This is a genomic window from Micromonospora sp. DT229 (assembly GCF_049844505.1).
GTDB lineage: Bacteria > Actinomycetota > Actinomycetes > Mycobacteriales > Micromonosporaceae > Micromonospora.
On sequence record NZ_JBNCLD010000017.1, the window covers coordinates 66,342 to 89,975 of the forward strand.

Genomic DNA, 23,634 nt, shown 5'->3' on the forward strand with positions numbered 1-23,634 from the left:
AACCAACGTGCTGGTAGAAAGGTGCAGAACGGGGCAGCACCGTCGCAGATTTGACCACTTTGGTCGATCACCTGACCGCCCACCCGGTTCGCGCCTAACCGACGCAGCCACACCAGCACGAATTTGACAGGGAGCACCGTTTGATGGAACACGCAATCTGGGCCGAAGGGTTAGCGAAGCGCTACGGCGACACGATAGCCCTCGACGGTGTCGATCTCGCCGTTCCCGCCGGCACGGTGCTCGGCCTGCTCGGTCCCAACGGGGCGGGCAAGACCACCACCGTGCGCATTCTCGCCACGTTGCTGACTCCCGACTCGGGATCCGCCACCGTCGCCGGTCACGACGTCGTCAAGGAGGCGCACGCCGTACGTCAGGTGATCGGTCTGACCGGCCAGTACGCCGCTGTCGACGAGACGCTCACCGGCACCGAGAATCTCCTGTTCATCGCCCGACTACTCGGAATGTCCCGGGCCGATTCCCGCGCTCGGGCCGCTGAGCTGATGGCCAGCTTCGGCCTGGAGGACGCCGCGAACCGCGCGGCCAAGACCTACTCCGGCGGCATGCGTCGGCGGCTGGACCTCGCCGCCAGTCTGGTGGGGCGCCCCCGCGTGCTCTTCCTCGACGAGCCGACCACCGGGCTCGATCCCCGAGCCCGGCTGGAACTGTGGGACCTGGTCCGCCGCCTGGTCGCCGACGGCACCACGGTGCTGCTGACCACGCAGTACCTCGAAGAGGCGGACGCGCTCGCCGACGAGATCGTCCTGGTCGACCACGGAAAGGTCATCGCCCAGGGCACCCCCGACGAGCTGAAGGCCAAGACCGGCGCCCAGACCCTCGCCGTGCGTCCGGTCGACGAGGCGGACGTGCAGAAGGTGGCCGAGGTGGTCCTCGCGATCACCGGCACTGCGCCGGATGTCGAAGGCACACTGGTGACCGCGCCGGCGGCCGACCCGTCCGCCCTTCCGCTCGCCGTACGCCAGTTCGACCAGGAGGGCATCTCGATCCGGGAGTTGTCACTGCGCGGCTCCAGTCTCGACGAGGTCTTCCTGTCGCTGACCGGGCGCCCCGCCACCGAGAGCGAGTCGTCCACCAAGGAAACCGAGGAGGTGGCGGCGTGACCGCCTCGACCGCGACCATCCCGGCTTCGACCAAGCTCACCACGCGCGCCAATCCGCTCGCCGGGTTCACTCAGTCCCTGACCGTGGCCTGGCGCACCCTGGTCCGCATCAAGCACAACCCGGCCGACCTGGCCGACCTCAGCGTCCAGCCGATCGTCTTCACGCTGCTGTTCGCGTTCGTCTTCGGCGGCGCGATCGGCGGAGACATAAAGACCTACGTGCAGTTCCTCATTCCCGGCGTGCTGGTCGGCAACATGCTGTTCACCACCCTCACCGTCGGGCAGGGGCTCAACTCGGACCTGACCAAGGGGGTCTTCGACCGGTTGCAGTCACTGCCCATCGCCCGCTGGGCGCCGCTGGCCGGGCGGGTCATCGCAGACCAGTTCAAGCAGCTCTGGACCATCGTGGTGTCGTTCCTGATCGGCCTGATGCTCGGCTTCCGGTTCGAGACGGGCGTCGTCCGAACGCTCGCCGCGATCGGGCTGATCCTGCTGTTCGCTGTCGCGTTCTCCTGGGTCGCCGTACTGATCGGGGTCACGTCCAAAGACCCGGAGCAGGTCAACCTATTCGGGCTGTCGGTCCTGCTGCCGATCTGCTTCGCCAGTGGCCAGTTCTCCCCGCCAGAAACGATGCCCGGCTGGTTGCAGTGGTTCGCCGAGGTCAATCCCGTCGGCGTCCTCCTGCAGGCGACCCGCGGCCTGATCAATGGTGGTCCGGTCGCCGGTCCGGTCACCTGGACACTGGTGTGGATCGCCGTCCTGGTCATCGTGTTTGCGCCGCTGTCGGTTCGCGCACTCAAGCGCCGCGTGTCGTAACACCGCAGACTGGCAGATGGGCGTCGGACCGGCGACCGGTCCGACGCCCATCGCGTATTGGTAATCCTGAGAGGAAACGGGCATGGGTAAGGCGATCTCGGCCGACGGCACCCCCATCGGCTACGACCAGCGCGGCGACGGCCCTCCCGTCGTACTGGTGACCGGCGCACTCGGCGACCGGGACACGCACGCTCCGCTGGCCAACGCGTTGGCACGGCGGTTCACCGTATTCACCTACGATCGCCGCGGGCGCGGCCAGAGCGGTGACCTCGGTCCGTACGAGGTCGACCGGGAAATCGAGGACCTGGCCGCGATCATCACCGAGGCCGGCGGATCCGCTGCGGTCTACGGGCACTCCTCCGGTGCCGGGCTGGCGATGCGCGCGGCGGCGTCCGGGCTGCCCATCGACCGGCTCATCCTGCACGAGGCGCCGTACGGCACCGACGACGAGGACGAGCGCCGGGATGCCCACGATTTCGCCGTACGGCTGCGCGAGCTGCTCGCGGAGCGGCGGAGCGGGGACGCGGTCGCGCTGTTCATGGAGACGACGGGGACCCCGCCGGACACCGTGGCGCAGTGGCGGACGGAGTCGTGGTGGCCCACCCTGGAGGCCCGCGCGCACACGCTCGCGTACGACTCGGCCGTGATGGGCGACGAGAAGGGCGGCGGGGTGCCGACCGACCTGATCGCCTCGGTCCGGGTGCCGACGCTCGTCCTCAGCGGTGGCGACAGCTTCGACTTCATGCGCCAGGTCGCCGACCGGATCACCGAACTGCTGCCCGACGGGCGGCACCGGGTGGTCGAGGGGCAGGGGCACAACGTGCCGGCCGAGGTGCTCGCCCCGGTCCTGATCTCGTTCCTCGACGGTCAGGAGCCCGGCTGAGCCAACCGGTGTCGGCCGGCACGGTGAAAGGTGCGGTGTCACGGCGCTCTCGACACGATGAAGGCATTGCGAAAGCGAGGGCCCCATCGTGGACAACAAGCGGCGTGACCGGTCGGTTTCTTCCCGACGCACTGTCACCGATCGCGTCGCTTCGGCGCCCGGATCGTCTTCGGTCGCCTCGTCGTTGCCCGGCCCGGCGTCGTCCGTGCCGGCCACGGCCGCCGTGCAGCTCGTCGTGGCGTCCTCCGACCGCGCAGCCGTCGAGCGGGTGCGTCGGTTGGGCGACGAGGTCCGCGCCCGGTTGCGCCTGGACCTACCGGTAACCACGGTCGGGGCCGGCGGGATGCCGGTCCACACCGCAGTAGGCGACAGTGCGCCGGATGTCGTCGCGGTCGTGCCTCCCGATCTGTCCGGCGAGGCGCTGGTGGCGCTACTCGCTCCGGTGCTCGCCGACGACGTGGACGTCGCCGTCGCGGTCGCCGCCGATGCCCCGGGCACCACACTCGACCGGCTGAACCGCTTCGCCTTTGGCGTCGGGGACACCCGCGTCGGGATGGTCGCCGGCCGCACCACGGCGATGCGACCACTGCTCGACGGGATCGCCGGTGACGCGCAGCGGGTGGCCACGTCGCTGGCGCTGCTCGCGCGGCAGGCCGGCTGGCGGGTGCTTGACGTCCCGGTACCCGCCGGCCGGCCGGGGCCGTCGGCCACCCGCCAGCCGCTGGACGCGCCGGCCCGGGGGCAGGGACCACCGGCCCGCCAGCCGCGCGGTGCGTTCGCGCGGTGGCGTCAACTCGACGCGCTCGCCCGGGCCACGTACGCCATCGTGACCGGCCGGGCCCGCCTTGACGGCAGCGACACGGCGATGACACCACTGCCCGCAGCGGCACCGCCCGCAGCGACGGTGCTGAAGTTCGTGCTCTTCGGCATCGTGGGTGCCATCTCCGGCGTGGTCTACGTGCTGGTCTACCTGCCACTGCGGGAGGTGACCCCACCGCCGGTGGCGAACCTGGTCGCGCTTGCGTTGGCAGCCCTGTTCAACATCGAGACGAACCGGGCGTGGACCTTCCGCCGGAACCGGGTGGCGCGATTCGGCATGCATGTCCGTTCGGCGATGCTCTTCGGCGCGCACTACGCCCTCACCACCGGCGCAGTGCTGGTGCTGCTGGCGGTCAACCCGGACGCGAGCCGGATCACCGAGGTGGTCACGCTGTTCGCCGCGGACGCCGCGATGACGGTCGCCCGGTTCGTCGGACTGGACAAATGGGTTTTCGGACGGGGGCGGTCCGTGACGTGAGCCCGTCCGTCTCCCGCATACCTGACGGACTCGGACGAGGACGCGAACACGCGACAACGGGCGCCCCCTTCATCGTTGGAGCGAAACAAAGGTTGGTGGGGCCAGGTGGAATCTGCGACCAGTGGTGTGGTGGCGCAAGAAGGAATCCGTCCGCTTGCAAATCTGACCGAGATTGCCATACCCATCTACAACGAGGAGAGAACTCTCGTCGCAAGCATTCACCGGCTGCGTCGTCACCTTCAGGAGCACTTTCCGTACCCGTTTGTCATCACCATCGCGGACAACGGAAGCACCGACCGCAGCTGGGAGTTGGCCACACAACTGGCCGCGGAGTTGCCCGACGTAAGGGCCATCCGGGTGCCGGTGAAGGGCCGCGGCGGCGCCATCCGGTACGCGTGGACGCACAGCGAGGCCACGGTGGTCGCCTACATGGACGTGGACCTGTCCATCGACCTCGACGCCTTCGCGCCCCTGGTCGCGGCGGTGATGTCCGGACACAGCGACATCGCCATCGGCACCCGCTACGCGCAGGGGTCGTTCGTGGCCCGCTCGGTCAAGCGGGCACTCTTCTCGCGGGCGCTGAACGCTCTGCTGCGCAACGTGCTCGGTGCCCGGTTCTCCGACGCCATGTGCGGGTTCAAGGCCGCACGCCGAGAGGTGATCCAGCCGATCCTGTGGCTGGTCACCGACGACCGGTGGTTCTTCGACCCAGAGATGCTGCTGTACGCCCAGCGCAACGGGCTGCGGATCCACGAGGTGCCGGTGGTCTGCATCGACGATCCGGACAGCTCGGTGCACGTCATCCGGGACGCCGCCGACGACCTGCGGGCCATGGTGGGGGTGGCCAGACGACTGACCGGTGGGCTGACCTCGCGTTGGTTGGCCGCCGTCTGGATGCTGTGCACCGCGCTGTACGCCGTGCTCTACGTCGCGACGGCCGACGTCCTGCCGATGTGGTGGGCCAACTCCCTCGCGCTGGTGGTCGCCGTGTTGGCCAACACCGCGGCGCTGCGCGCGTTCAGCTTCGGGGTGCGGGGAGCCGCCCGGGCCATCCGCTACCAGTTGGCGACCTGGGTGGACTTCGCTTTGCGGCTCGTGCTGTCCAGCGTCGCCATCGCGGCGCTGTTCCTGATCGGAGCCGGCGTCCCGGCACCGGTCGAGACCACGGTGGTCTTCGGGTCGGTCGCGATCGCCAGCTGGCTGCGGTACCGGCTGCTGTCCCGGCGCGGCGGGGCGGTCGAGCCGTCGTAGCTGCCCGGCCGCTGATTTGCCCCTGGCCGATATTCGCGCACTTTCCAGTGCCGAATCTCGCCGCAAGTTGAGAGATGTAGGCAGTTACGAATGGGTGCGAGGATACCCGCAGTCAACAGCCCGGGAATCAGTCCGGGCACAGACCCGATCGGCGGGAGTCAACTCATGAACGTTCGAAAAACAGATTCCGCGAACGTCGTAGGGGCCAATGAGGACAACACCAAGAAGCGGGTTGTTGTCACCGGCGGTCGCGGATTCATCGGACAGGCTGCCGCTCGCGCGCTGATCGACCGGGGATACCAGCCCGTCATCTACGACCTGCCGGACGGCGACGTCCGCGACGGGAAGGCCATCCGGGCGGCCGTGGAGGGCTGCCACGCGGTCATCCACCTCGCCGGCGTGCTCGGCACCCACGAACTGTTCGACGCGATCGACCTCGCCATCGACATCAACGTCAAGGGCGCGACGCGGGTACTCGAGGCGGCCAGGGACTGCGGGGCTCGCTACGTCGGCCTGACCCTGCCGGCGGTGTTCCCCAGCGTCTACGCGGCCACCAAGGGCGCGGCGGTCGCCATGGAACGCGCCTTCCACCACACCTACGGCTTGCCAGTCTCTCGGGTACTCGCCTTCAACGCGTACGGGCCGGCGCAGAAGCACGGGCCGGGCAACCCGCAGAAGATCCTGCCGACCTTCGCCGTGGAGGCGTGGGCGAACCGGCCCATCCCGATCTGGGGCGACGGCAGCCAGACCGTCGACCTGGTGCACGTCGACGACCTCGGCGAGCTGCTGGTCGACGCGATCGGGCACGGCGACAACTTCACCATCGACGGCGGCACCGGCAAGGCGGTCAGCGTCCTCGAACTGGCGGAGTTCATCATCAAGGTGACGGGATCGAAGGCCGGCGTGAACCACATGCCGATGCGCCGGGGTGAGGTCCCGACGGAGATCGTCGCGACCGGCCAGGGCTGGGACCGGATCGGCTGGCGGCCCCAGCTGGACTGGGACCGGGTGGCGGCGTCCGTCGAGTCCTACCGGCACTGGAACTCGCCGGCCCCGGTCAACTGACCGAGGGATCATCGACAATGGATCTCTCCGAGCTCCGGAAGATTACCGACCTCGAGGACCGGCACTTCTGGTATCGGGAACGGCGGGCCATCCTCGCTCGGGAGCTGAAGCGGATCGGCCCGCCCCGACCGGGCGCCCGCGCGCTGGACATCGGTGCCGCCGGGGGCGGCAACACCCGGGTCATCAGCGAGCACGGCTGGCGGGCGTTGGCGACGGACTACTCCGAGGACGTCGTCGCCACCGCCCGCCAGCGCGGCGTGGACGCGATCTTCGCGGATGCGCGCGACCTGCCCGTGGAATCCGACGCGTACGGCTTCGTGTCGGCTATGGACGTGCTCGAGCACATCGAGGAGGATCACCTCGTCACGCAGGAGATCGCACGGGTGCTCGAGCCGAACGGCACCGCCTTCATCACGGTGCCGTGCAGCATGTCGCTGTGGTCGGCGCACGACACCGCGGTCGGACACGTCCGCCGGTACGACCGGCGGCAACTGACCCGGGTCATCGAGGGGGCCGGGTTGGTGATCGACCGGATGTGGAGTTGGAACGTCCTGCTGCGGCCGGTCGTCGCGCTGCGTCGTCGGCAGTCCGCAGGCAGCGACATGGAGGAACTACCGGCGCTGGTCAACGGTGCGCTCACCGCCGTCCTGGTGGCCGAACGCTACCTGCCCGTGAAGTCCCTGCCAGGAGTCTCGCTGATGGTTCGCGCGCACAAGGGGGTATCGGGATGAAGCTTGCCGTTCCCGCCCAGGTCTACGACTTTCCGGCCGAAGACATCGATTTCATCACCGGCGAGCTACGGAGCATGCTCGAAGGCGGCCGGTATCTCACCGGCGGTGAGGTCAGCGCGCGGTTCGAGGAGGCATTCTCCCGGCAGCACGGCGACCTGATGGCCAGTGCGGTCAACAGCGGCACCGCCGCGCTGGAGGCCATCCTCACCAGCGTCGACGTCCGCGGTGGTGAGGTGATCGTACCCACCAACACCTTCGGGGCCACCGGGTTCGCCGTGGTCCGGGCCGGCGCCCGGCCGGTCTTCGCGGACGTGCTGCCCGATTTCACCGTCGATCCGGCCGACGTCGCACGGCGGATCACCGACCGCACGAAGGCGGTCGTCACCGTGCACATCGGTGGGCTGATCTCACCCGCGACCCTCGAACTCGTCGAGCTGTGCCGCGACCGGGGCATCGCGCTCGTCGAGGACGCCGCCCACGCCCACGGCAGCACGTTGCACGGCCGTCCGGCCGGCAGTTTCGGGGTCGCCGCCGCGTTCTCGTTCTACGCCACGAAGGTGATGACCACCGGCGAGGGCGGCATGGTGCTCACCAGCGACGAACGGGTGCACCGGACGGTCCGGATGCTGCGCAACCAGGCGAAGGTGGACGGCAACCGGCACGAGGCGATCGGCGCGAACTGGCGGATGAGCGAGGTGTCCGCCATGTTCGGCCTGGCGCAAACCGCCCGGCTGCCCGACTTCGTCGCCCGACGCAGGGAGATCGCCGAACGGTACCGGCAGAAGTTGTCGGGCGTCCCCGGGATCACCGTGTTGCCGGAGGCGGATGGGGCCCGGTCCTGCTACTACAAGGTCATCGCCGTGCTCGACGGAGTCGAGCCGGCGGTGCTGCGGGAGGAGCTGCACGACAGGTACGACGTCACCCTCGGCGGCGCCGTGTACGACCTGCCGATGCACCAGCAACCGGTGTTCCGGCAGTACGCCGACGGGCCGCTGCCGGTCGCCGAGGACCTGTGCCAGCGGCACATCTGCCCACCGGTCTATCCGTCACTGACCGAGGCGCAGCTCGATCACGTGGTCACGGCCCTCACGGAACGGGTGAACTTCCACCTGGCTACGGGATGACCATCGAGGTGTTCCCCGGACGGAGGCGCCCGGCTCGCGGGCGCCTCCGTACCGGCGTACCGGTCATCGGGGAACATGGGTCGATGGTGGTGCGCAGGTATCTGCGGGTGCTCCTGCCGTGGTCCTCGCCGGACGAGCCGGGCCCCGACGACACCGTCGTCGCGGTGCGCGTCGGCGGGGACCCCGGCGACGCCCGGACGTTCTGTCTGGTCTTCGACTCGACGGATCTCGTCGGCTGCTGGTGGCGGGACGTGCCGACGGCGGCCGTCCGGCTGAGCGCCCCCCGATCGGCGTTGCGCGAGGTGGTGTCGCGGGCCCGTACGGGCTCGGCGGCCGTCATGTCCGGCCGGGTGTCGATCGACGGGGACCGGCGGACATTGGCCCGGCTGGCCGCGTTCGCGGACCGCCCGCGGATGCGGTCGTACGTGGCGGGGTTGTCGGAATTGTTCGGATCCGAGGTGCCGCTCCCACCGCCGGCACCCGGTCCACGCACCGGTTCACCGGTCGTGGCGGTGCTCGGGTCACCGAATGATCCGGGTGGCGCGATCAGCCGGATCGCCATGGACCGGTGCCGGGCCGCCGTCGAGCTGTGCCGCGATCAGCCCGGCGGGCGCCTGGTGCTCGCCGGTGGTTTCGGTGCCCAGTTCAACACCAGCAGCCAGCCCCACTGGCAACACTGCGCCCGGTGGATCACTGAGCGGTGGGCAGGCGCCGAGCACCGCATCCTGGGCGTGGTGGAGTCGCGCCACACCTATGAGGACATCTTCCTCGTCCGTGAGGTCGTCCGGTCCGTCGGATCGCCCCCGGTGACGGTGGTGACCTCCGACTACCACGTGGCGCGGGTCCGGTTGCTGCTCGACCTGTTGTTGCCGGAAGCCACCGTGCACGCCGCCACCCACCCCACCATCGACCACGACGAGCGGCGCCGGCTCGACCGCCACGAGTCCCGGGCGCTCCCCCTGACGATGGCGGCGACGCTGCTCTTCGGCGTTGACCGCCCTCCCGACATGTCCCTTGACGATGCCGGGGGCAGGCTGGTCCTGCGCCCGGGCTGACCGATCGGAGGAACAGATGGGTTCCCGGACGCCGCAGCGGGTGCGGCCGAGCAGCTGGCTCGACTTCTGGAACGGCGCGCAACACCTGTACGTCAACGACCGGCACCGGGAGGTCCACTTCCGGGACACCTCGGCCCGGATCCTGGCGCTGGCCACGGATCCCGGGGCGCACGTGCTCGACTACGGTCCAGGAGAGGCGACGTACGCCGACCGGATCGCCGCGGCCGTCGGGCGGCTGACCCTCTGTGAGGCCGCCGACCAGACCCGGCGGGAGCTGGCGGCACGCTTCGCCGGCAACCCGAAGGTGGACGTGGTGCAGCCGGCCGCTCTCGCCGAGTTGGCCGACTCGTCGGTCGACCTGATGGTGGTCAACTCCGTCGTGCAGTATCTCCGGCGCAGCGAATTGGACCAGCTCCTCGTGCTGGCCCGGCGACTGCTCACGACCGACGGCCGACTGGTCATCGGGGATGTCATCCCCCGACGGGCGAGCGTGATCTCGGAGGTGGCGGCGATCCTGCGACTGGCGGTCCGGGAGCGGTTCCTGGTCGCCGCCCTCGCCTCGCTCGTGGTGACCGCCTTCTCCCCGTACTCGCGGATCCGCGCCCAACTGGGGTTGAGCCGCTACGACGAGGCGGAGATGGTGGCGCTGCTGGACGCCGCAGGGTTCGCGGCGGTGCGGCAGCCGTTCAACCTGAGCCACAACCCGGCCCGCCTGACGTTCGTGGCCGCCCCGCACGACCGCAAGTGACCCGACACGGTCGACCGCGGGTACCCCGTCCGGGTACCCGCGGTCGACGCGCGGATCGCGCCGGGGTGGACCGACGTGGCGGTCCACCCCGACTCCGCACTAGACGATCTTCACGCCTTCGATGACGCTGTGCACGCCGTGGATCCCGGTGGAGAGCCCACCGAGGGGGCTGATGCTCGTCAGCCTGAACCCGGCCCGGGCGAGCAGTTCGCGGTACTCGGTCTCGGTGCGTTCGGCACCGCCCACGGTCAGCATCATATTGAGATCGCTACCGGTCACCATCAGGTCGGTCGAGCACGCGGTGACCTGGTCGGACACGACCGGCTCGACGATCAGCAGCCGACCGTCCGCCGGCATCACCCGGTGCACGTTGCGCAGGATCGTCAGCGACCGCTCGTCGTCCCAGTCGTGGATGACGCTCTTGAGCACGTAGGCGTCGCCCCCTTCCGGTACCTCCACGAAGAAGTCACCGCCGACGACCTGGCACCGGTCGGCCAGGTCGGAGGCGGCGACCTCGTCCCGGACGGTGGCCACGACGTGCGGCAGGTCGTACACGATTCCCCGGACGCTCGGGTTGGCCCGCAGGATGCTGCGGACGAGCATGCCGTGGCCGCCGCCGACATCGACCACGGTGCCGAAACCCGAGAAGTCGTACACGTCGAGAACCGCGCCAGCGATCTTCGAGGCGAAGTACGTCATCGCCCGGTTGAAGGTCATGCCTTCGTCCGGATGCTGCGGGAAGTAGCCGAACGCCGGGACACCGTAGGCGTGCTCGAAGACGGGCCCGCCGGTGCGCAGCCCGTGCTCCAGATCGGCCCACAGACGCTGCGTCAGCGGCCCGGCGAACACCCACACCACGTCGCGCAGCGAGTCGGGTACGTCGCTGCGCAGCAGCTGGCCCTTGTCGCTCAGGGCGAACTGCCCGTCGGGTTGTTGGACGAGTATCCCCGCGCTGGCCAACAGGCGCAGCAGTCTGGTCACCGCGTGCGGGTCGGCGCCGAGCTTCTCGGCGACCGCCACCCCGGAGCCGGGCTCCCGGGCCAACTGATCGATCATGCCGAGGTCGGTGGCCAGGTAAATGGCCCGCGATACGTAAAAACCTGTCATCTGCTCCATCAGCTCGGCTGACGGTGCGTGGGCTTCGCTACGGCTCATCTCGCTCCCTACGGCTTGGTTCTGGTCTTGCTGACATTGCGGTACACCCATCACGCCGCTCCTGCGCAGTCGAGCAGGATCGGCATCGGCATCTGCGCCGGCGGGCCACCAGGCGCACCCGGCTGGCCGCCGGGCCCACCAGGCTGCCCATCACCGCCACCAGGCGCACCCGGCTGGCCGCCGGGCCCACCAGGCTGCCCATCACCGCCACCAGGTGCACCCGGCTGGCCGCCGGGCCCACCAGGCTGCCCATCACCGCCACCAGGTGCACCCGGCTGGCCGCCGGCGCCCTGCGGCGGCATGGGCGGCAGCGGTGCCGGAGCACCGGTCACCGGGTCGACGGGCTGGCAGTTCCCGAGCGCCCAGTTGGTGATGTCGACCGCGGTCCCACTGACGAACGAGCTCCCCGGCGGCGGGGCGAGCAGGAACCGGATCTCGCCGGCCCGCACCATCTCCTGGAAGGCCGGGACGGTCGGGTTGGAATCGGTCCCGTAGTAGCCACCCATCGTCATCACCGGGGCCCCACCCGACGCCACGGTGATCGGGGTCGACGAGATGGCCGACGGAGCTGCCATGATCCACTTTGCCGTGCCCTGGTTCCGCTCGAGAAAGTCGATCATGCGCGGGTCGACTGGCGGGTTCATGGTCATCACGAAGGCGTCCGACATCGGCTTCGGCACCACGGTGAGCCCTTCCCGGCCCGGCTGGTTGCCCAACGGGTTGAAGCCCACCAGGGGCTGGTTGGTCGTCAGGACCGACCAGGTCAGCGGTGCCATGAGCGCGGCGAGCGCGACGAGCGCGGTGAGACTTCCCGCCGGCTCGCGACGAGCCCCGAGGAGGGCGGTGCCGACGGCTGCCACCCCGGTCACCAGCACGATCCCGGGCAGCGCCGACGGGGTCTGCGCGGCGGTCGTGTACAGCACCACAGTCGTCCACAGCGTCACCGCCAGCGCCTGCGCCGCGAACAGCCAGGCACCGCGGGGATCACCCTCGTGCCAGGCGCTCCAGGCTGCCACGATCCCGCCGGCACAGAGCGCGGCCAGCGCTGGCACCATCATGCTGGTGTAGTAGGGGTGCAGCGTGCCGCTCATCAGGCTGAACACCACCCAGCAGGCCGCCGCCCACACGGCGAACAGCACGGTCGCGGCAACCGCCGGGTCGTCGCGACGGCGCCGGCGCAGCCCGAAGGCGAGCGCCACGACCGCCACCACCGCCAGCGGAAGCCACCACGAGACCTGGTCGGCCAACGCGCCGGTGAACAGCCGGTCCAGGCCGGGCGGCCCCGCGTAGAACGCCTCGCCGGTGTGCAGGGATCCCAGAATTACCTGGATCATCGGATCGGGGGCGGCCGGGCTCTCACTGAAGTGGACGCTGCCGATGTCGACCAGGCGACCCCAAACGCTGCCGTCGGAGCTGCTGCTGATCCACGGCGGGTCGGTCACCAGGGTGGCAACCATGAGCGGCCACGCCAGCGAGACGGCGGCCAGCGCGGCTGCGGCGGCCAGCAGTCCGCCGAGCCGACGCGCCAGCCCTCCGGCGCCGCTGACGAGCCACATCAACGCGAAGCCGGGCACGACGAGGTACGCCTGGAAGAACTTCGCGTTGAAGGCCAGCCCGACCAGTGCCGCGGCGCCGATCAGCGGGCCGAGCCGACCACGCCGTACCGCCCTGATCGCCATCCAGGCCGCCAGCACCAGGGCCAGGAGCATGATCGCGTCGGGGCTGTTGTTGCGGTCGATGGCCACGTTGATCGGGCTCACCGCGAGCCCCAGCGCCGCCGCCAGGGCGGTCAACCGCGCGGTCATCCCGTCGCCGAACGCCTCCCGGACGGCGAGCGCGAGCACGAGCACGGTGGCGGTGCCGGCAATCGCGTTCGGCAGGAACAGGGTCGCCCAGTTGAGGCCGAAGATCTTCACCAGCAGGGCCGAGGGCCAGAGCCAGACGGCGGGCTTGTCCATCGCGGCGAATCCGGCCGTGTCGAGCGCGCCGGTGAGGAACGCCGTCCAGTCCTGGGACATGCTCAGGACAGCGGCCGTGTAGTACAGGTTTCCGTTGCCGGAGTTACCGGGTGCTCCCCAGATCCGCAGGAGTGCGGCGACCGCGACGCACGCGGCCAGTCCGACCCACCACCATCGCGGGTTACGCCCGGTTGGTTCCCGGGCCGCGTAAACATCAACAGACGCCAGCGTGTCCTGGCCGAGGGTCCCTGAGCTCATGCCGTTCAGAATCGCGGAAACGCCAGTCACAGTCGTCTCTCGTCGTGCGGGATCGGAACCGGGACCCCGGCAACGCCGAAGCGCCGTACCGGCGGTCAACGCCGGACGGCGCCAGGGCGTTCGTCTGGACGGACAGCCGCCCCACGAGCCGGTACGGTCACCGGGTCGCGGCCGGCACCCCGTTCGGACGACGGGCGGTACGGTTCAGCCACCACTGCGCGATGATCAGGTTGGTGACCCAGGGGATCCAGCCCACGTTCTCGAAGAACCACTCTTCGCGGAAGCCGGGGATGGTGAAGGCGGCGACGGCGAACGGACGGGTCCACAGGATCGCCACGGTGAGCGCGAAGCCGTAGATCATCATGCGGCGGTGGTCGGCGAACCGCCGCCGACGCGCGTACCGCCAGCCCAGAACGCCGGTCGTGACCCAGAGGACCGCCCAGGCGGAGTTGCCGACCGAGATCGACAGGCCGGCGTCGGCCGGCGCTCCCTGGATGTTGATGCCGATCAACGTCGCCGCGGACAGCCCGCCGGGGATGACGCCGGCGAACAGGTACACCCGGCCGCTGATCCGGTGCGCCCGCGGGTAGTACCGGCGCAGCTTGCTCGACATCTGCAGGCAACCGGCGAAGAGCGCCACCGCCGAGGTGACGACGTGCACGATGACGACCGGGTAGTGGAACCACACGTCATCGCGCAACGCGACGCGGGACTTCGCGGGGTCGAGGCCGACGTAGGTGGGCAGGACGAAGGCAGCCACCCACGCCACCACCACGAAGCCGAAGAAGCCCAACCAGGTCGGGGTCAACCAGGATCTGCGGGTGGGCGGGTTCGCGCGTGCTCGGGTCCCGGCACCGTCACCCTCCGGCCGGGCGTCGGATTCCTTGTTCACTACGGTCACGACTGGCCTCCACGTCATTGCTCGCGTCGCCATCGTCTGCCGCCCCCGGGGCCGGCTACGACTTCCTGATTGCGCTCTCGGCCCTGGTGGCCGCCGCGACCGGTCGGACGGCGGGTCGCGGCGAAGAAACCGCATCGGGAACGACCGCCGAGATATCATTTGTCCGCTTTATCAGGTCATTTCTGGCAGAAGGGTCAGACGCGGGCATGCTGAAGGTGACATCGGTGGACGGCACGGTGATCGCGTACGAACGGCACGGAAACCACGGCGAGGATCCGCTGATCGTGGTCGGCGGCGCCACCTGCGACCGGGCGAAGACCCGCCCGCTGGCCGAAGGGCTCGGTGCCCACCTGCCGGTCGTCAACTACGACCGCCGTGGTCGCGGCGACAGCGGCGACACCAGCCCGTACGCCGTCGAGCGGGAGATCGAGGACATCGCCGCCCTCATCGACGACCTCGGTGACGACGTCGTCCTGTACGGGCACTCGTCCGGTGCCACGCTGGTGCTGCATGCCGCAGCCGCCGGAGTGCCGGCCAGGGCGGTCGTGCTCCATGAACCACCGTTCAGTGCGGACACCGACGAGGACCGCCAGGAGACCCGCGACTATGCCGAGACCCTGACCGCGCTGCTGTCGGCCGACCGACGCGACGACGCCGTGGCGCTGTTCTTCCAGACCACCGGCGTACCGGCGGAGGCCGTGGCCGAGATGCGCCACGAGCCGTGGTGGGCCGACGTGGTGGCGCTCGCGCCGACGCTCGCCTACGACTCCGCGGTCATGGGTGACCTGAGCTGCGGTGGCACCCTGCCCGTGGAGGTCGCCGCCCGGGTTTCCGTGCCCGCGCTGGTGCTCAGTGGCGGAGACAGCCCGGACTGGATGATCGAGACAGCCCGCGCCACGGCCGCGGCGCTGCCGCACGGGACGCACCGGGTGCTGCCCGGCGAGGGGCACGTACCGTCGCCGCAGACCCTCGCCCCGGTGCTGACGGAGTTCATCGTCCGGCGCTGAACCGTCGTCGAAACCGGGCCTGGGCACGATCGGAGTTGGGCTTCGCGCTTCGGCCGATGCAACGATGTCGTGTCACCGAGACCTTCTCGGCTTGCCTTGGCATCGGGGGGATTCATGACGACTCCAACTCACGCTACCGAGGTCCGTCCGGGCGCACGGCTGGCGGACCTGGCCGACTACATCATCCCGTTCTCGATCCGGGCCGCCTGCGACCTGGGCATCGCCGACCATCTCACCGACGGCCCGTGCCACGTCGACGAACTGGCCCGGCGTACCGGCACCCACCCCCGCTCACTGCTGCGGCTGCTGCGGGCCCTCGCCGCCCGCGGGATCTTCACCGAGACCAGCCCGCAGACGTTCGACCTGACGCCGCTGGCCGACCCACTGCGCAGCGACCACCCGGACTCACTGCGCAAGGCGTACCCCCTGATGGCCTGCGACATCGGCGCCTGGGCGGGCTTCGCCCACAGCCTGCGCACCGGTGCCGCCGCGTTCGATCAGGTCCACGGCGAGGACTACTGGACGTACCTGGCCGCCAACCCGGCCGAGAGCGCCCGGTTCGACGCGTCGCAAGGCGCGGTCACCCGCCGCGAGATCGCCGCGCTGCTGCCCGCCTATCCGTGGGACCGGTTCGGCACGCTGGTCGACGTCGGCGGAGGCAGCGGCGCCTTCCTAGCCGCCATCCTGACCGCGCACCCCGGCCTGCGAGGGGTGCTGTTCGACCAGCCGCACGTCGTCGCCGGCACCGACGTGCCGACCAGGGCGGGAGTGCAGGACCGCTGCCAGGTCGTCGGCGGCGACTTCCGCCGGGCCGTCCCTGCGGGCGGGGACGGCTACGTGATCAAAAGAGCCTTCTACGACCTCGACGACGAGGACGCCGTGGCCTTCCTGCGTGCGGTCCGCTCGGTGATCGCACCGGACGGGCGGCTGCTCATCATCGAACCGATGATCGAGCCGGGTGACGGGTTCGACTGGGGCAAGCTCTACGACGTTCTCCTGCTGACCATGCGGGGTGGGGGCAGCCGCAGCCGCGAGGAACTCACCGCCCTGTTCGGTCGGACCGGCTTCGAGCTGACCGACGTCGTACGCACGAAGAGCCTGCCCATCGTAGAGGCCCGACCGGTGTGACCACGGCCCGGCGGCCCGCTCGGGTGAGTGGGCCGCCGGGCCGGGCCCGGCCCTGAATCCAGATCAGCGCAGCTGGACCGGCAGTGAGGTCAACCCGTGCATGACCATGCTGGCCCGCCAGGTGAGTGAGTCGGCCGGGTGGGCCAGACGCAGCGCGGGAAACCGCCTGAGGACCGTTCCGATCGCGACGGTGCCCTCCAGCCGCGCCAACGGCGCCCCGATGCAGTGGTGGAAGCCGTACCCGAAGCCGAGCTGGGGATTGTCCTGCCGGTCGACGCGGAAAGTCTCCGGTTCGGTGAACCGGTCGGGATCCCGGTTGGCCCACAACAGGGAGATCAGGATCAGGGCTCCACTCGGGATCGACTGACCGGCGATCTCCACCGGCTCGGTACTGTGCCGTACCGCGATCTGCACGGGGCTGTCGAAGCGCATGGCCTCCTCGACCACCTGCGGCAGCAGGCCGGGATCCGCCTGGAAAGCCGCCAGTTGCTCCGGGTTGGCGAGCAGGTTGAGCAGGCCGTTGCCGATCAGGTTGACAGTCGTCTCGTAGCCGGCGGTCAACAGCAGGTACACCATCGATGTCAACTCGTCGTCACTGAGCCGGTCCGCGCCGTCGCGGACCGCTACCAGAGCCGAGAGCAGATCGGACTCGGGTACCCGACGCTTGCGGTCCAGCAGGGCGCGGAGGTAGTCGACCATCTCACCGGCGGCGGTGGTCAGCCGGTCCAGGTCGACGGCGCCCGCCGAGGTCAACACCTTCGTCCACACGTTGAAGTCGGCGCAGTCCTCGGCCGGGATGCCGAACAGGTCGACGAGTACGCGCATCGGCAGCGGCAGCGCCAAGCCCGTCACGAGATCCGCCTCGTCGGCGCCGGCAAGTCCGTCGAGCAGCTCGTCCGTGAGCTCCTGAATCCGCGGGCGCATCTGCTCCATCCGCCGACGGGTGAATGCGGCCGAGACCAGCCGGCGCAGCCGGGTGTGATCGGGTGGCCCGACGTTGAGCATGTGGCTGTTGAGGGCCCGTTCAAGGTCCTCGGGCATCCGACGGCCATGCCCGACAGTGGCCGTACGGCCTTGCAGTCTCAGGTCGACGAGAGCCTTACGGGCCTCTTCGTGCCCGATGATGAGCCAGCCCGTCTCACCGGACTGGGTGGTGATACGGTGCACCGGCCCGGTGCTGCGCAGCTTCGTACGCCAGGCGCGCTGCTCCGCCGCACCGGCGAGCAGGACGCTGGTGCTCAGGGTCTCCGACATAGCCCGATCGTCCAACGAACCGGCGGGCGGTTCATCTCTGGCCGTGCGGCAAGAGCTACCGACCGTGCGACAGGCGCATCCTCACGCGCCCGCCACCGCCGGGAGGTCGCGGTAGCCGCCGAGGACGAAGCCGTGCCGGGCGACCGCGTCACGTAACGCCCGGCTGGTCAGGGCGGCCAGTTCGGCGCCCCACCGGTAACCCCAGGCGTACCGGGAGAGATCCGGATCCCCGTCCTCACCCGGATGACAGTTGATCTCGGCCGTACGGGCGGTCGAGGCCCCCACCGCGTCCACGGCGGCCAGGAACCGGGGCAGGTGGAGAGCGCCGGCCTCGTCGAGACCGGCGTACCCGTCCGGGGTGGCCAGGCCGGCGCCCCTGATCCGGCGGCCGAGTGCCCTGCTCAGCAGCCGGATCCCATGCCCCCTCGGGCCGCCCGACCGGCTGGACGGCAGGCGTACCCCCGGGATGTTCCAACGCCTTGCCACCTCGACCGTGACCCGGCCGACCGCCGGCCACAGGTGCAGGTGCTGGTGGGTGTCCACATGCGCCAGGGACAGCCCGAGGTCCCGGGTCAGTCTCTGCATCTGCGCCTCGAACTCCCGCTCCACGTCGGCCGGATCGACCAGCCCGGCGGCGGCCCGGGTGAGGAACCCGGACCAGGTCAGCGGCAACCGACCGGCCCGCGTCAGCAACGTCGGGATCTCCCGGCGGGTCAGCAGCGGGGGGTCCTCCCCCACTACCGCCAGGTGCGCGCCGACGCTCAGCGCCGGCTCGTCAGCCAACCACCGGGCGGTACGCTCGACCGCCGGCCCCAGGGCCAGCACCGACGTGCTGGACAGCACACCCTCCCGGTGTGCCCGGAGCACCGCCCGAGCACCTGCCACGGTGAGGCCGTAGTCGTCGGCGGTGACGATCAGCAGGCGCCGGCCGTCGTCCGGGTACGCAGGCCGCTGAGCCCGTCCAGCCCTAGGCGTCGTACCCATCGTCAACCGCACCCCTTCGCCCCAGTCGGAACCGGCCGGCCAGCGGGCCTACCGGTCGCGGGCGCGACATCGGTAACCACGGCACCGCGCCGGAGCGCGACCGACGTGGCGGGCACGGTGCCGGCCCGCCATCGAGCGTCGCGTCGCGGCGGGCGAGCGGCATCTCCGGACGTGCCGCACCGGATCCCACGGCGTCACCGTGACGGCAGATCCGGCCGCCCGGGGGTCAGTCCGTGATCTCGGCCAGGCGGGCCTTGACCAGCTTGGTGACGAGACGGTCGGGCAGCGGCTCGTCCGGCTGGTAGCGCACGACCGTGTTCGACGTGTCGAACTTACGCAGTTCGTCGGCGTGGGTTCGCAGCACGTCGCCGTACATGACGTACAGGCTGAGGTGGCCGCTCGCCGCCCCGATGCTGACCAGCGGGCGGTCGTTGACCCGGAACGCCGGGACGCCACTGCGGATGGTCTCCTCGGCCTGCGGTGCCGCAGACCGGATCGTGTCGCGCAGCCGTTGCAGCGCCGCCCGCTGCTCGTCCGGCAGATCCGCCAGGTACTTGTCGACTTCGTTCGCCATGATCCTCGTCCTTCGCCGCTGGTCGTCGCGGGCCGCAGCCGGCCAACGGAGCCGCCAGCCGCGATCCATCTTGCCGTACCCCGGGTGACCGGGCCAGGCGAGCGCGCCGATGAGCCCGCGACCTGGCGGGCCGTGCGGTGCGCATCGAGGAAGATGCGCGCCACCGGCGTGCCGGAAACGATAGGGCCCCGACGACGAGGGGAACGAACGATGCGGCTGGGCCTCAACCTCGGATACCACGTCGGGCAGGGCTCCCCCGCCGTACACCTGGCGCTGACCCGGGAGGCGGAACGGCTCGGTTTCAGCGCCGTCTGGGTAGCCGAGGCGTACGGCTCGGACGCGCCCACCGCCCTGGCGTGGCTGGCCGCGCAGACCCACCGGATCGACCTCGGCTCCGCGGTGATGCAGATTCCCGCCCGGACCCCCGCGATGACCGCGATGACCGCCGCCACCCTGGACATGCTCTCCGGCGGTCGGTTCCGGCTGGGCCTGGGGATCAGCGGGCCGCAGGTGTCCGAGGGCTGGCACGGCGTCCGCTTCGACCACCCGGTGGCCCGCACCCGGGAGTACGTCGACCTGGTCCGGCTCGCGCTGCGCCGGCATCCGGTCACCGGCGCCGGCCCGCACTACCCGCTACCGTTGCCCGACGGACCGGGCAAGGCGCTGCGGCTGATGCTGCATCCGGGCCGCGAGAACCTGCCCGTCTACCTCGGTGCCATCGGTCCACGTAACCTACGGCTCACCGGGGAGGTCGCCGACGGCTGGCTCGGAATCTTCCTGGCCCCCGAGCACTCGGCAGAGCCCCTGGCGCACCTCGCGGCGGGTCGTGCCCGGGCCGGCCAGTCGCTCACCGGTTTCGACGTGGCGCCGACCGTGCCGGTGGTGTTCGGTGACGACCTGGACGCCTGCGCGCTGGCGGTTCGCCCGTACGCCGCCCTCTACCTCGGCGGGATGGGCAGCCGCGAGCAGAACTTCTACAACCAGCTGTGCGTACGCATGGGGTATGCCGACGCCGCCCGCACCGTGCAGGAGCGGTACCTGGCGGGACAGAAGCACGCCGCCGCGGCCGCCGTACCACTGCCGTTCCTGGACAGCACCTCGCTGCTCGGGCCGACGCGACGGATCGCCGACCGGCTGCACGCCTACGCCGACGCCGGAGTGACCACGCTCGTCGCAGGGCTGTTCGGTGGCGACCTCGAGCGAGGTGTCGCCACCCTGCGTGGACTGGCCGAGGCCCTGGACATCTCCGGCCTGGGCGACTGACCCGGTCCGAGGACGTGACCCGCCCGGTCAGCCGGTGCGGGTCTGCCGTGGCCGCTTCGGGGCCGGTCGGACCGTCGCCTGGAGATCGGTGAACGAGTGCAGGCCCCAGATCCCGTTCTCCACCCCGATACCGCTGCACCTGTGACCACCGAAGGGCAGGTCCGGCCGCACCCCGGCGGCGTGCGCGTTCACCGAGACCTGCCCGGCGTCCAGCCGCGCGGCGACCGCGTCGGCCCGCTCCGGGTCCGCCGACCAGACCGAGGCGGTCAACCCGAAGTCCGAGGCGTTGGCCCGGTTCACCGCGTCGTCCACGTCCCGGTACGCGATCACCGGCAGAACCGGCCCGAACTGCTCCTCGTCGACGACCCGCACCCCGTCGGTCACCCCCGCCAACACGGTCGGGGCGTAGAAGTAACCTGGCCGGTCGAGCGCCGTCCCGCCGGCCGCCAGCACTGCGCCGTGCGCCAGCGCATCGCGTACGTATTCCGCCATTCGCCCCACCTGCGTCTGGTTGCCGAGCGGGCCGAGTTGCACGGACGGCTGCGAGCCGGGACCGACGCGGGTCGCGCGCGCCCGGGCCGCCAACGCGTCAACCAGCTCGTCGTGGCGGCTTCCGGCGACGTAGATCCGCTTCGCCGCCATGCACCGCTGCCCGTTGTTGTCCAACGCGGCCCAGAAGATGTCGTCGGCGACCTGTTCCGGATCAACGTCGTCGAGCACCACCGCAGCGTCGTTGCCGCCGAGTTCCAGTGTCATCCGTTTGAGCCCGCCGGCGGCGGCCGCGGCCACCCGACGCCCGGTCGCCACCGAGCCGGTGAAGCTGACCATCCTGGGTACCGGGTGGGTCACGATGCGGTCGCCGAGTGGGTCCGGCCCGGTCACCACGTTCACCACACCCGCCGGCAGTACGCGGCCGAGCAGCTCGCCCATCATCAGCGCGGACAGCGGAGCGTACGGGGACGGTTTGAGCACCACCGTGTTACCCGCTCGCAGCGCCGGGGCCAGCTTCCACATGGCCAGCGCGACCGGAAAGTTCCACGGCGTGATCGCCGCGACCACTCCGAGGGGCCGGCGGACCACGTCGGCGTAGCCGTGACGGTCGTCCTGGACGACCTCCCGTCCGATGTCCAACTCGGCGTAGTACCGCAGCCAGGTCACCGCCGCGACGACCTCGGCGACCGACGCCGCCCGCGGTTTGCCCTGCTCGGCGGTGATCGTGGCGGCCAGTTCGTCCAGGGCACCGAGCAGCACCTGGGCGCACTCGCGCAGCATCGCCCGCCGGAGGTCGTCCTCCCGCCGCCATTCGTGGAACGCCCGGAGGGCCGCGTCCATCGCCTGGTCCAGTTGCTCCACGGTGCACACCGGTGCCTGCGCGAAAATCGCCCCAGTGGCCGGATCCACGACACCGAAGGTCTGCCGCCCCCACATCTGGGACCCGTCGATCGTCATGCCGAGCTCAACCATCTGCCTGCCCTTCGTCGACAGCGGCCAGCGGTGGCACCGGATCTGCCGGCGGCAGCGCCGGTGTGCTGCCGCGAGTACGCCGCAGCCCCGCGCTCGGCGATCGTACGAGGCGGACAACTGCCCCACCGTCTTCGAAACAGCCACGGTCGCCCGGCCGGCACCGCAGCAGAGCGGGGTCGGCACGCCGAAAGACGTGACCGCCCGCCGCAGCCAGCATGCTGGGAATGCCGCAGGGATCCACGGCCGACGCCCCTGGCGTGCCGGCCGTACGCCGCCCACACCGCGACGGCGTCCCGACCGTCAGCGGCATGAGACCAGCGGCCGCCCGAGCGGCCGCACTCCGCCCAGATAGAGCGAGGCCACATGTCCCCAGACTCCGCTCAAATCGGATCACGAAGTCCCGCCGCCGACTCGGCCTCGGCGCCGATCCGCCGCACCCGGACTATTCCGTTCTACGCCGAGGACATGGCGTGAAGGTACTCGTCGCGGGCGGAGCCGGATTCATCGGCAGCACCGTTGCGTCGGCGTTGATCGATGCCGGACACCGACCCATCATCTTGGACAGTCTCGTCACCGGGCGCCGCGAGTTCTGCGACGGCCGAGATCTGTACCACGGTGACATCGCCGACGGTCGACTGGTCGACCGGATCCTCGTGGAGCATCCGGACATCCGGGCGGCCGTCCACTGTGCCGCTCTGATCGTGGTGCCCGACTCCGTCGACCGGCCCATCCCCTATTACCGCGAGAACGTGTCGAAGACGCTCGACTTCGTGGAACGGCTCATCGCCAACGGCGTCGACCGGTTGCTGTTCAGCTCGTCTGCGGCGATCTACCAGCCGGGCGACGACCTGGGCGTGGCGGAGACGTCACCGGTGAACCCGACCAGCCCGTACGCCCACACCAAGATCATCGTGGAGCGGATGCTCGCGGACATCGCCGGTAGCAGCGCCCTGCGGGTGGTGTCGCTGCGCTACTTCAATCCGATCGGCGCCGACCCGTTGCTGCGAACGGGACCGCAGATGCCCACACCCAGTCACGTCCTGGGTCGGCTGATCGAGGCGCACCGGACCGGCCGGCCGTTCCGGGTGACCGGGCTCGACTACCCGACCCGCGACGGCTCAGGCCTGCGGGACTACGTACACGTCTGGGACCTCGCCGGTGCACACGTACGGGCACTGGAACGGTTCGACGATCTGTTCGGCCCGGGTAAGTCCGGGCACACCGCCGTCAACCTGGGCACCGGAACCGGCACGACGGTGTTGGAGTTGGTCGAGGCGTTCAACTCGTTGGTGTCGAGGCAAGTCCCTGTGGAACCGGCGCCGCGCCGCCCCGGTGACATCCCGGGTGCCTTCTCCCGCAGCGACCGAGCCGAGCAGTTGCTCGGCTGGCGGGCGCAGCTGGACGTGCGGCGGGGAATCGCCGACTCGCTCGCCTGGTTCGACCGTCGGCCACAGGTGCTGCCGGACCTGGCCGAGCCGGCGGACACGGAGCGGCGCTTGGCCGCCGCCTCCGGCCGGTGACGTCAACCACCCCGTACGCGATTCACCCGGCTGCCTCTTCTTCGTCGATGCGCAATTACGTCTGAATCGGCAAGTAAAAAG

General features: G+C 70.4%; 21 protein-coding genes. 14 read left to right on the top strand and 7 right to left on the bottom strand.

What is annotated here, in order from left to right; all coding sequences use genetic code 11:
- The first annotated feature begins 143 nt into the window (after positions 1 to 143).
- From ACLQ2T_RS22885 to ACLQ2T_RS22930, 10 genes are all read left to right on the top strand, one after another.
- The gene (locus tag ACLQ2T_RS22885) at positions 144 to 1,118 is read left to right on the top strand and encodes an ATP-binding cassette domain-containing protein (RefSeq protein WP_425768404.1); all 975 of its coding nucleotides are present in this window, start codon (positions 144 to 146) and stop codon (positions 1,116 to 1,118) included.
- A complete protein-coding gene (locus tag ACLQ2T_RS22890) occupies positions 1,115 to 1,933 on the top strand; it encodes an ABC transporter permease (protein ID WP_425768405.1) in 819 nt (272 codons plus the stop codon). Before ACLQ2T_RS22885 ends, ACLQ2T_RS22890 begins: the two co-directional genes overlap by 4 nt.
- A gap of 82 nt (positions 1,934 to 2,015) precedes the next feature.
- Positions 2,016 to 2,816: an alpha/beta fold hydrolase gene (locus tag ACLQ2T_RS22895; RefSeq protein WP_425768406.1), complete on the top strand. Its 801-nt coding sequence runs from the start codon at positions 2,016 to 2,018 to the stop codon at positions 2,814 to 2,816.
- 235 nt (positions 2,817 to 3,051) lie between these two features.
- Positions 3,052 to 4,113 carry a GtrA family protein gene (locus tag ACLQ2T_RS22900; protein ID WP_425768407.1) on the top strand — a complete coding sequence of 354 codons (1,062 nt, stop codon included), beginning with the start codon at positions 3,052 to 3,054 and terminating at the stop codon, positions 4,111 to 4,113.
- Positions 4,114 to 4,218: 105 nt separating this feature from the next.
- Positions 4,219 to 5,364: a glycosyltransferase gene (locus tag ACLQ2T_RS22905; RefSeq protein WP_425768408.1), complete on the top strand. Its 1,146-nt coding sequence runs from the start codon at positions 4,219 to 4,221 to the stop codon at positions 5,362 to 5,364.
- A 165-nt stretch (positions 5,365 to 5,529) separates the two neighbouring features.
- Positions 5,530 to 6,429 (top strand): NAD-dependent epimerase/dehydratase family protein, encoded by a 900-nt coding sequence (locus ACLQ2T_RS22910; protein WP_425768409.1) that lies wholly within the window; start codon positions 5,530 to 5,532, stop codon positions 6,427 to 6,429.
- A 17-nt stretch (positions 6,430 to 6,446) separates the two neighbouring features.
- On the top strand, positions 6,447 to 7,160 hold the full coding sequence (locus tag ACLQ2T_RS22915; protein ID WP_425768410.1) for a class I SAM-dependent methyltransferase: 714 nt from the start codon (positions 6,447 to 6,449) through the stop codon (positions 7,158 to 7,160).
- Complete coding sequence (locus tag ACLQ2T_RS22920; RefSeq protein WP_425768411.1) at positions 7,157 to 8,284, top strand: DegT/DnrJ/EryC1/StrS family aminotransferase; 1,128 nt, start codon at positions 7,157 to 7,159, stop codon at positions 8,282 to 8,284. Before ACLQ2T_RS22915 ends, ACLQ2T_RS22920 begins: the two co-directional genes overlap by 4 nt.
- 83 nt (positions 8,285 to 8,367) lie before the next feature.
- Positions 8,368 to 9,339, top strand: coding sequence for an ElyC/SanA/YdcF family protein (locus ACLQ2T_RS22925; RefSeq protein WP_425768412.1), 972 nt, complete (start codon positions 8,368 to 8,370; stop codon positions 9,337 to 9,339).
- A gap of 16 nt (positions 9,340 to 9,355) precedes the next feature.
- The gene (locus ACLQ2T_RS22930; protein ID WP_425768413.1) at positions 9,356 to 10,087 is read left to right on the top strand and encodes a class I SAM-dependent methyltransferase; all 732 of its coding nucleotides are present in this window, start codon (positions 9,356 to 9,358) and stop codon (positions 10,085 to 10,087) included.
- A gap of 99 nt (positions 10,088 to 10,186) precedes the next feature.
- Here ACLQ2T_RS22930 and ACLQ2T_RS22935 read toward each other — a convergent pair whose 3' ends face one another.
- The 3 genes from ACLQ2T_RS22935 to ACLQ2T_RS22945 form a co-directional block, all read right to left on the bottom strand.
- The gene (locus ACLQ2T_RS22935; protein WP_425768414.1) at positions 10,187 to 11,242 is read right to left on the bottom strand and encodes a methyltransferase; all 1,056 of its coding nucleotides are present in this window, start codon (positions 11,240 to 11,242) and stop codon (positions 10,187 to 10,189) included.
- Between the two features lie 50 nt (positions 11,243 to 11,292).
- Positions 11,293 to 13,458, bottom strand: a complete 2,166-nt coding sequence (locus ACLQ2T_RS22940) for a glycosyltransferase family 39 protein (protein ID WP_425768415.1) — start codon at positions 13,456 to 13,458, stop codon at positions 11,293 to 11,295.
- A gap of 157 nt (positions 13,459 to 13,615) precedes the next feature.
- Complete coding sequence (locus ACLQ2T_RS22945) at positions 13,616 to 14,359, bottom strand: DUF2306 domain-containing protein (protein WP_425768416.1); 744 nt, start codon at positions 14,357 to 14,359, stop codon at positions 13,616 to 13,618.
- 206 nt (positions 14,360 to 14,565) lie between these two features.
- Between ACLQ2T_RS22945 and ACLQ2T_RS22950 the strand changes: the two genes are divergently transcribed.
- Both ACLQ2T_RS22950 and ACLQ2T_RS22955 read left to right on the top strand, forming a co-directional pair.
- Complete coding sequence (locus ACLQ2T_RS22950; protein ID WP_425768417.1) at positions 14,566 to 15,366, top strand: alpha/beta fold hydrolase; 801 nt, start codon at positions 14,566 to 14,568, stop codon at positions 15,364 to 15,366.
- Between the two features lie 114 nt (positions 15,367 to 15,480).
- Complete coding sequence (locus ACLQ2T_RS22955; RefSeq protein ID WP_425768418.1) at positions 15,481 to 16,494, top strand: methyltransferase; 1,014 nt, start codon at positions 15,481 to 15,483, stop codon at positions 16,492 to 16,494.
- A 63-nt stretch (positions 16,495 to 16,557) separates the two neighbouring features.
- Here the strand turns inward: ACLQ2T_RS22955 and ACLQ2T_RS22960 are convergent, their stop codons facing one another.
- The 3 genes from ACLQ2T_RS22960 to ACLQ2T_RS22970 all read right to left on the bottom strand — a co-directional run bounded on the left by ACLQ2T_RS22960 (position 16,558) and on the right by ACLQ2T_RS22970 (position 19,306).
- A complete protein-coding gene (locus ACLQ2T_RS22960) occupies positions 16,558 to 17,748 on the bottom strand; it encodes a cytochrome P450 family protein (protein ID WP_425768419.1) in 1,191 nt (396 codons plus the stop codon).
- Positions 17,749 to 17,829: 81 nt separating this feature from the next.
- Positions 17,830 to 18,732: a carbohydrate deacetylase gene (locus ACLQ2T_RS22965; RefSeq protein WP_425768420.1), complete on the bottom strand. Its 903-nt coding sequence runs from the start codon at positions 18,730 to 18,732 to the stop codon at positions 17,830 to 17,832.
- A 226-nt stretch (positions 18,733 to 18,958) separates the two neighbouring features.
- On the bottom strand, positions 18,959 to 19,306 hold the full coding sequence (locus ACLQ2T_RS22970) for an iron chaperone (RefSeq protein ID WP_425768421.1): 348 nt from the start codon (positions 19,304 to 19,306) through the stop codon (positions 18,959 to 18,961).
- Between the two features lie 210 nt (positions 19,307 to 19,516).
- Here ACLQ2T_RS22970 and ACLQ2T_RS22975 point away from each other — a divergent pair, with 210 nt between their 5' ends.
- Complete coding sequence (locus ACLQ2T_RS22975; protein ID WP_425768422.1) at positions 19,517 to 20,569, top strand: LLM class F420-dependent oxidoreductase; 1,053 nt, start codon at positions 19,517 to 19,519, stop codon at positions 20,567 to 20,569.
- 27 nt (positions 20,570 to 20,596) lie between these two features.
- On the opposite strand, the gene ACLQ2T_RS22980 is transcribed toward ACLQ2T_RS22975, so the two are convergent.
- Complete coding sequence (locus ACLQ2T_RS22980) at positions 20,597 to 22,018, bottom strand: aldehyde dehydrogenase family protein (protein WP_425768423.1); 1,422 nt, start codon at positions 22,016 to 22,018, stop codon at positions 20,597 to 20,599.
- Between the two features lie 485 nt (positions 22,019 to 22,503).
- Between ACLQ2T_RS22980 and galE the strand changes: the two genes are divergently transcribed.
- Positions 22,504 to 23,553, top strand: coding sequence for a UDP-glucose 4-epimerase GalE (galE, locus tag ACLQ2T_RS22985; protein WP_425768424.1), 1,050 nt, complete (start codon positions 22,504 to 22,506; stop codon positions 23,551 to 23,553).
- Positions 23,554 to 23,634 lie beyond the last annotated feature (81 nt).

Excerpts from the sequence above, each read along its gene's own strand:
- ACLQ2T_RS22885 (WP_425768404.1), top strand. The coding sequence starts at position 144 with ATGGAACACGCAATCTGGGCCGAAGGGTTAGCGAAGCGCTACGGCGAC.
- ACLQ2T_RS22895 (WP_425768406.1), top strand. The coding sequence starts at position 2,016 with ATGGGTAAGGCGATCTCGGCCGACGGCACCCCCATCGGCTACGACCAG.
- ACLQ2T_RS22910 (WP_425768409.1), top strand. The coding sequence starts at position 5,530 with ATGAACGTTCGAAAAACAGATTCCGCGAACGTCGTAGGGGCCAATGAG.
- ACLQ2T_RS22915 (WP_425768410.1), top strand. The coding sequence starts at position 6,447 with ATGGATCTCTCCGAGCTCCGGAAGATTACCGACCTCGAGGACCGGCAC.
- ACLQ2T_RS22920 (WP_425768411.1), top strand. The coding sequence starts at position 7,157 with ATGAAGCTTGCCGTTCCCGCCCAGGTCTACGACTTTCCGGCCGAAGAC.
- ACLQ2T_RS22925 (WP_425768412.1), top strand. The coding sequence starts at position 8,368 with ATGGTGGTGCGCAGGTATCTGCGGGTGCTCCTGCCGTGGTCCTCGCCG.
- ACLQ2T_RS22930 (WP_425768413.1), top strand. The coding sequence starts at position 9,356 with ATGGGTTCCCGGACGCCGCAGCGGGTGCGGCCGAGCAGCTGGCTCGAC.
- ACLQ2T_RS22935 (WP_425768414.1), bottom strand. The coding sequence starts at position 11,242 with ATGAGCCGTAGCGAAGCCCACGCACCGTCAGCCGAGCTGATGGAGCAG.
- ACLQ2T_RS22940 (WP_425768415.1), bottom strand. The coding sequence starts at position 13,458 with ATGAGCTCAGGGACCCTCGGCCAGGACACGCTGGCGTCTGTTGATGTT.
- ACLQ2T_RS22950 (WP_425768417.1), top strand. The coding sequence starts at position 14,566 with ATGCTGAAGGTGACATCGGTGGACGGCACGGTGATCGCGTACGAACGG.
- ACLQ2T_RS22955 (WP_425768418.1), top strand. The coding sequence starts at position 15,481 with ATGACGACTCCAACTCACGCTACCGAGGTCCGTCCGGGCGCACGGCTG.
- ACLQ2T_RS22960 (WP_425768419.1), bottom strand. The coding sequence starts at position 17,748 with ATGTCGGAGACCCTGAGCACCAGCGTCCTGCTCGCCGGTGCGGCGGAG.
- ACLQ2T_RS22965 (WP_425768420.1), bottom strand. The coding sequence starts at position 18,732 with ATGGGTACGACGCCTAGGGCTGGACGGGCTCAGCGGCCTGCGTACCCG.
- ACLQ2T_RS22970 (WP_425768421.1), bottom strand. The coding sequence starts at position 19,306 with ATGGCGAACGAAGTCGACAAGTACCTGGCGGATCTGCCGGACGAGCAG.
- ACLQ2T_RS22975 (WP_425768422.1), top strand. The coding sequence starts at position 19,517 with ATGCGGCTGGGCCTCAACCTCGGATACCACGTCGGGCAGGGCTCCCCC.
- ACLQ2T_RS22980 (WP_425768423.1), bottom strand. The coding sequence starts at position 22,018 with ATGACGATCGACGGGTCCCAGATGTGGGGGCGGCAGACCTTCGGTGTC.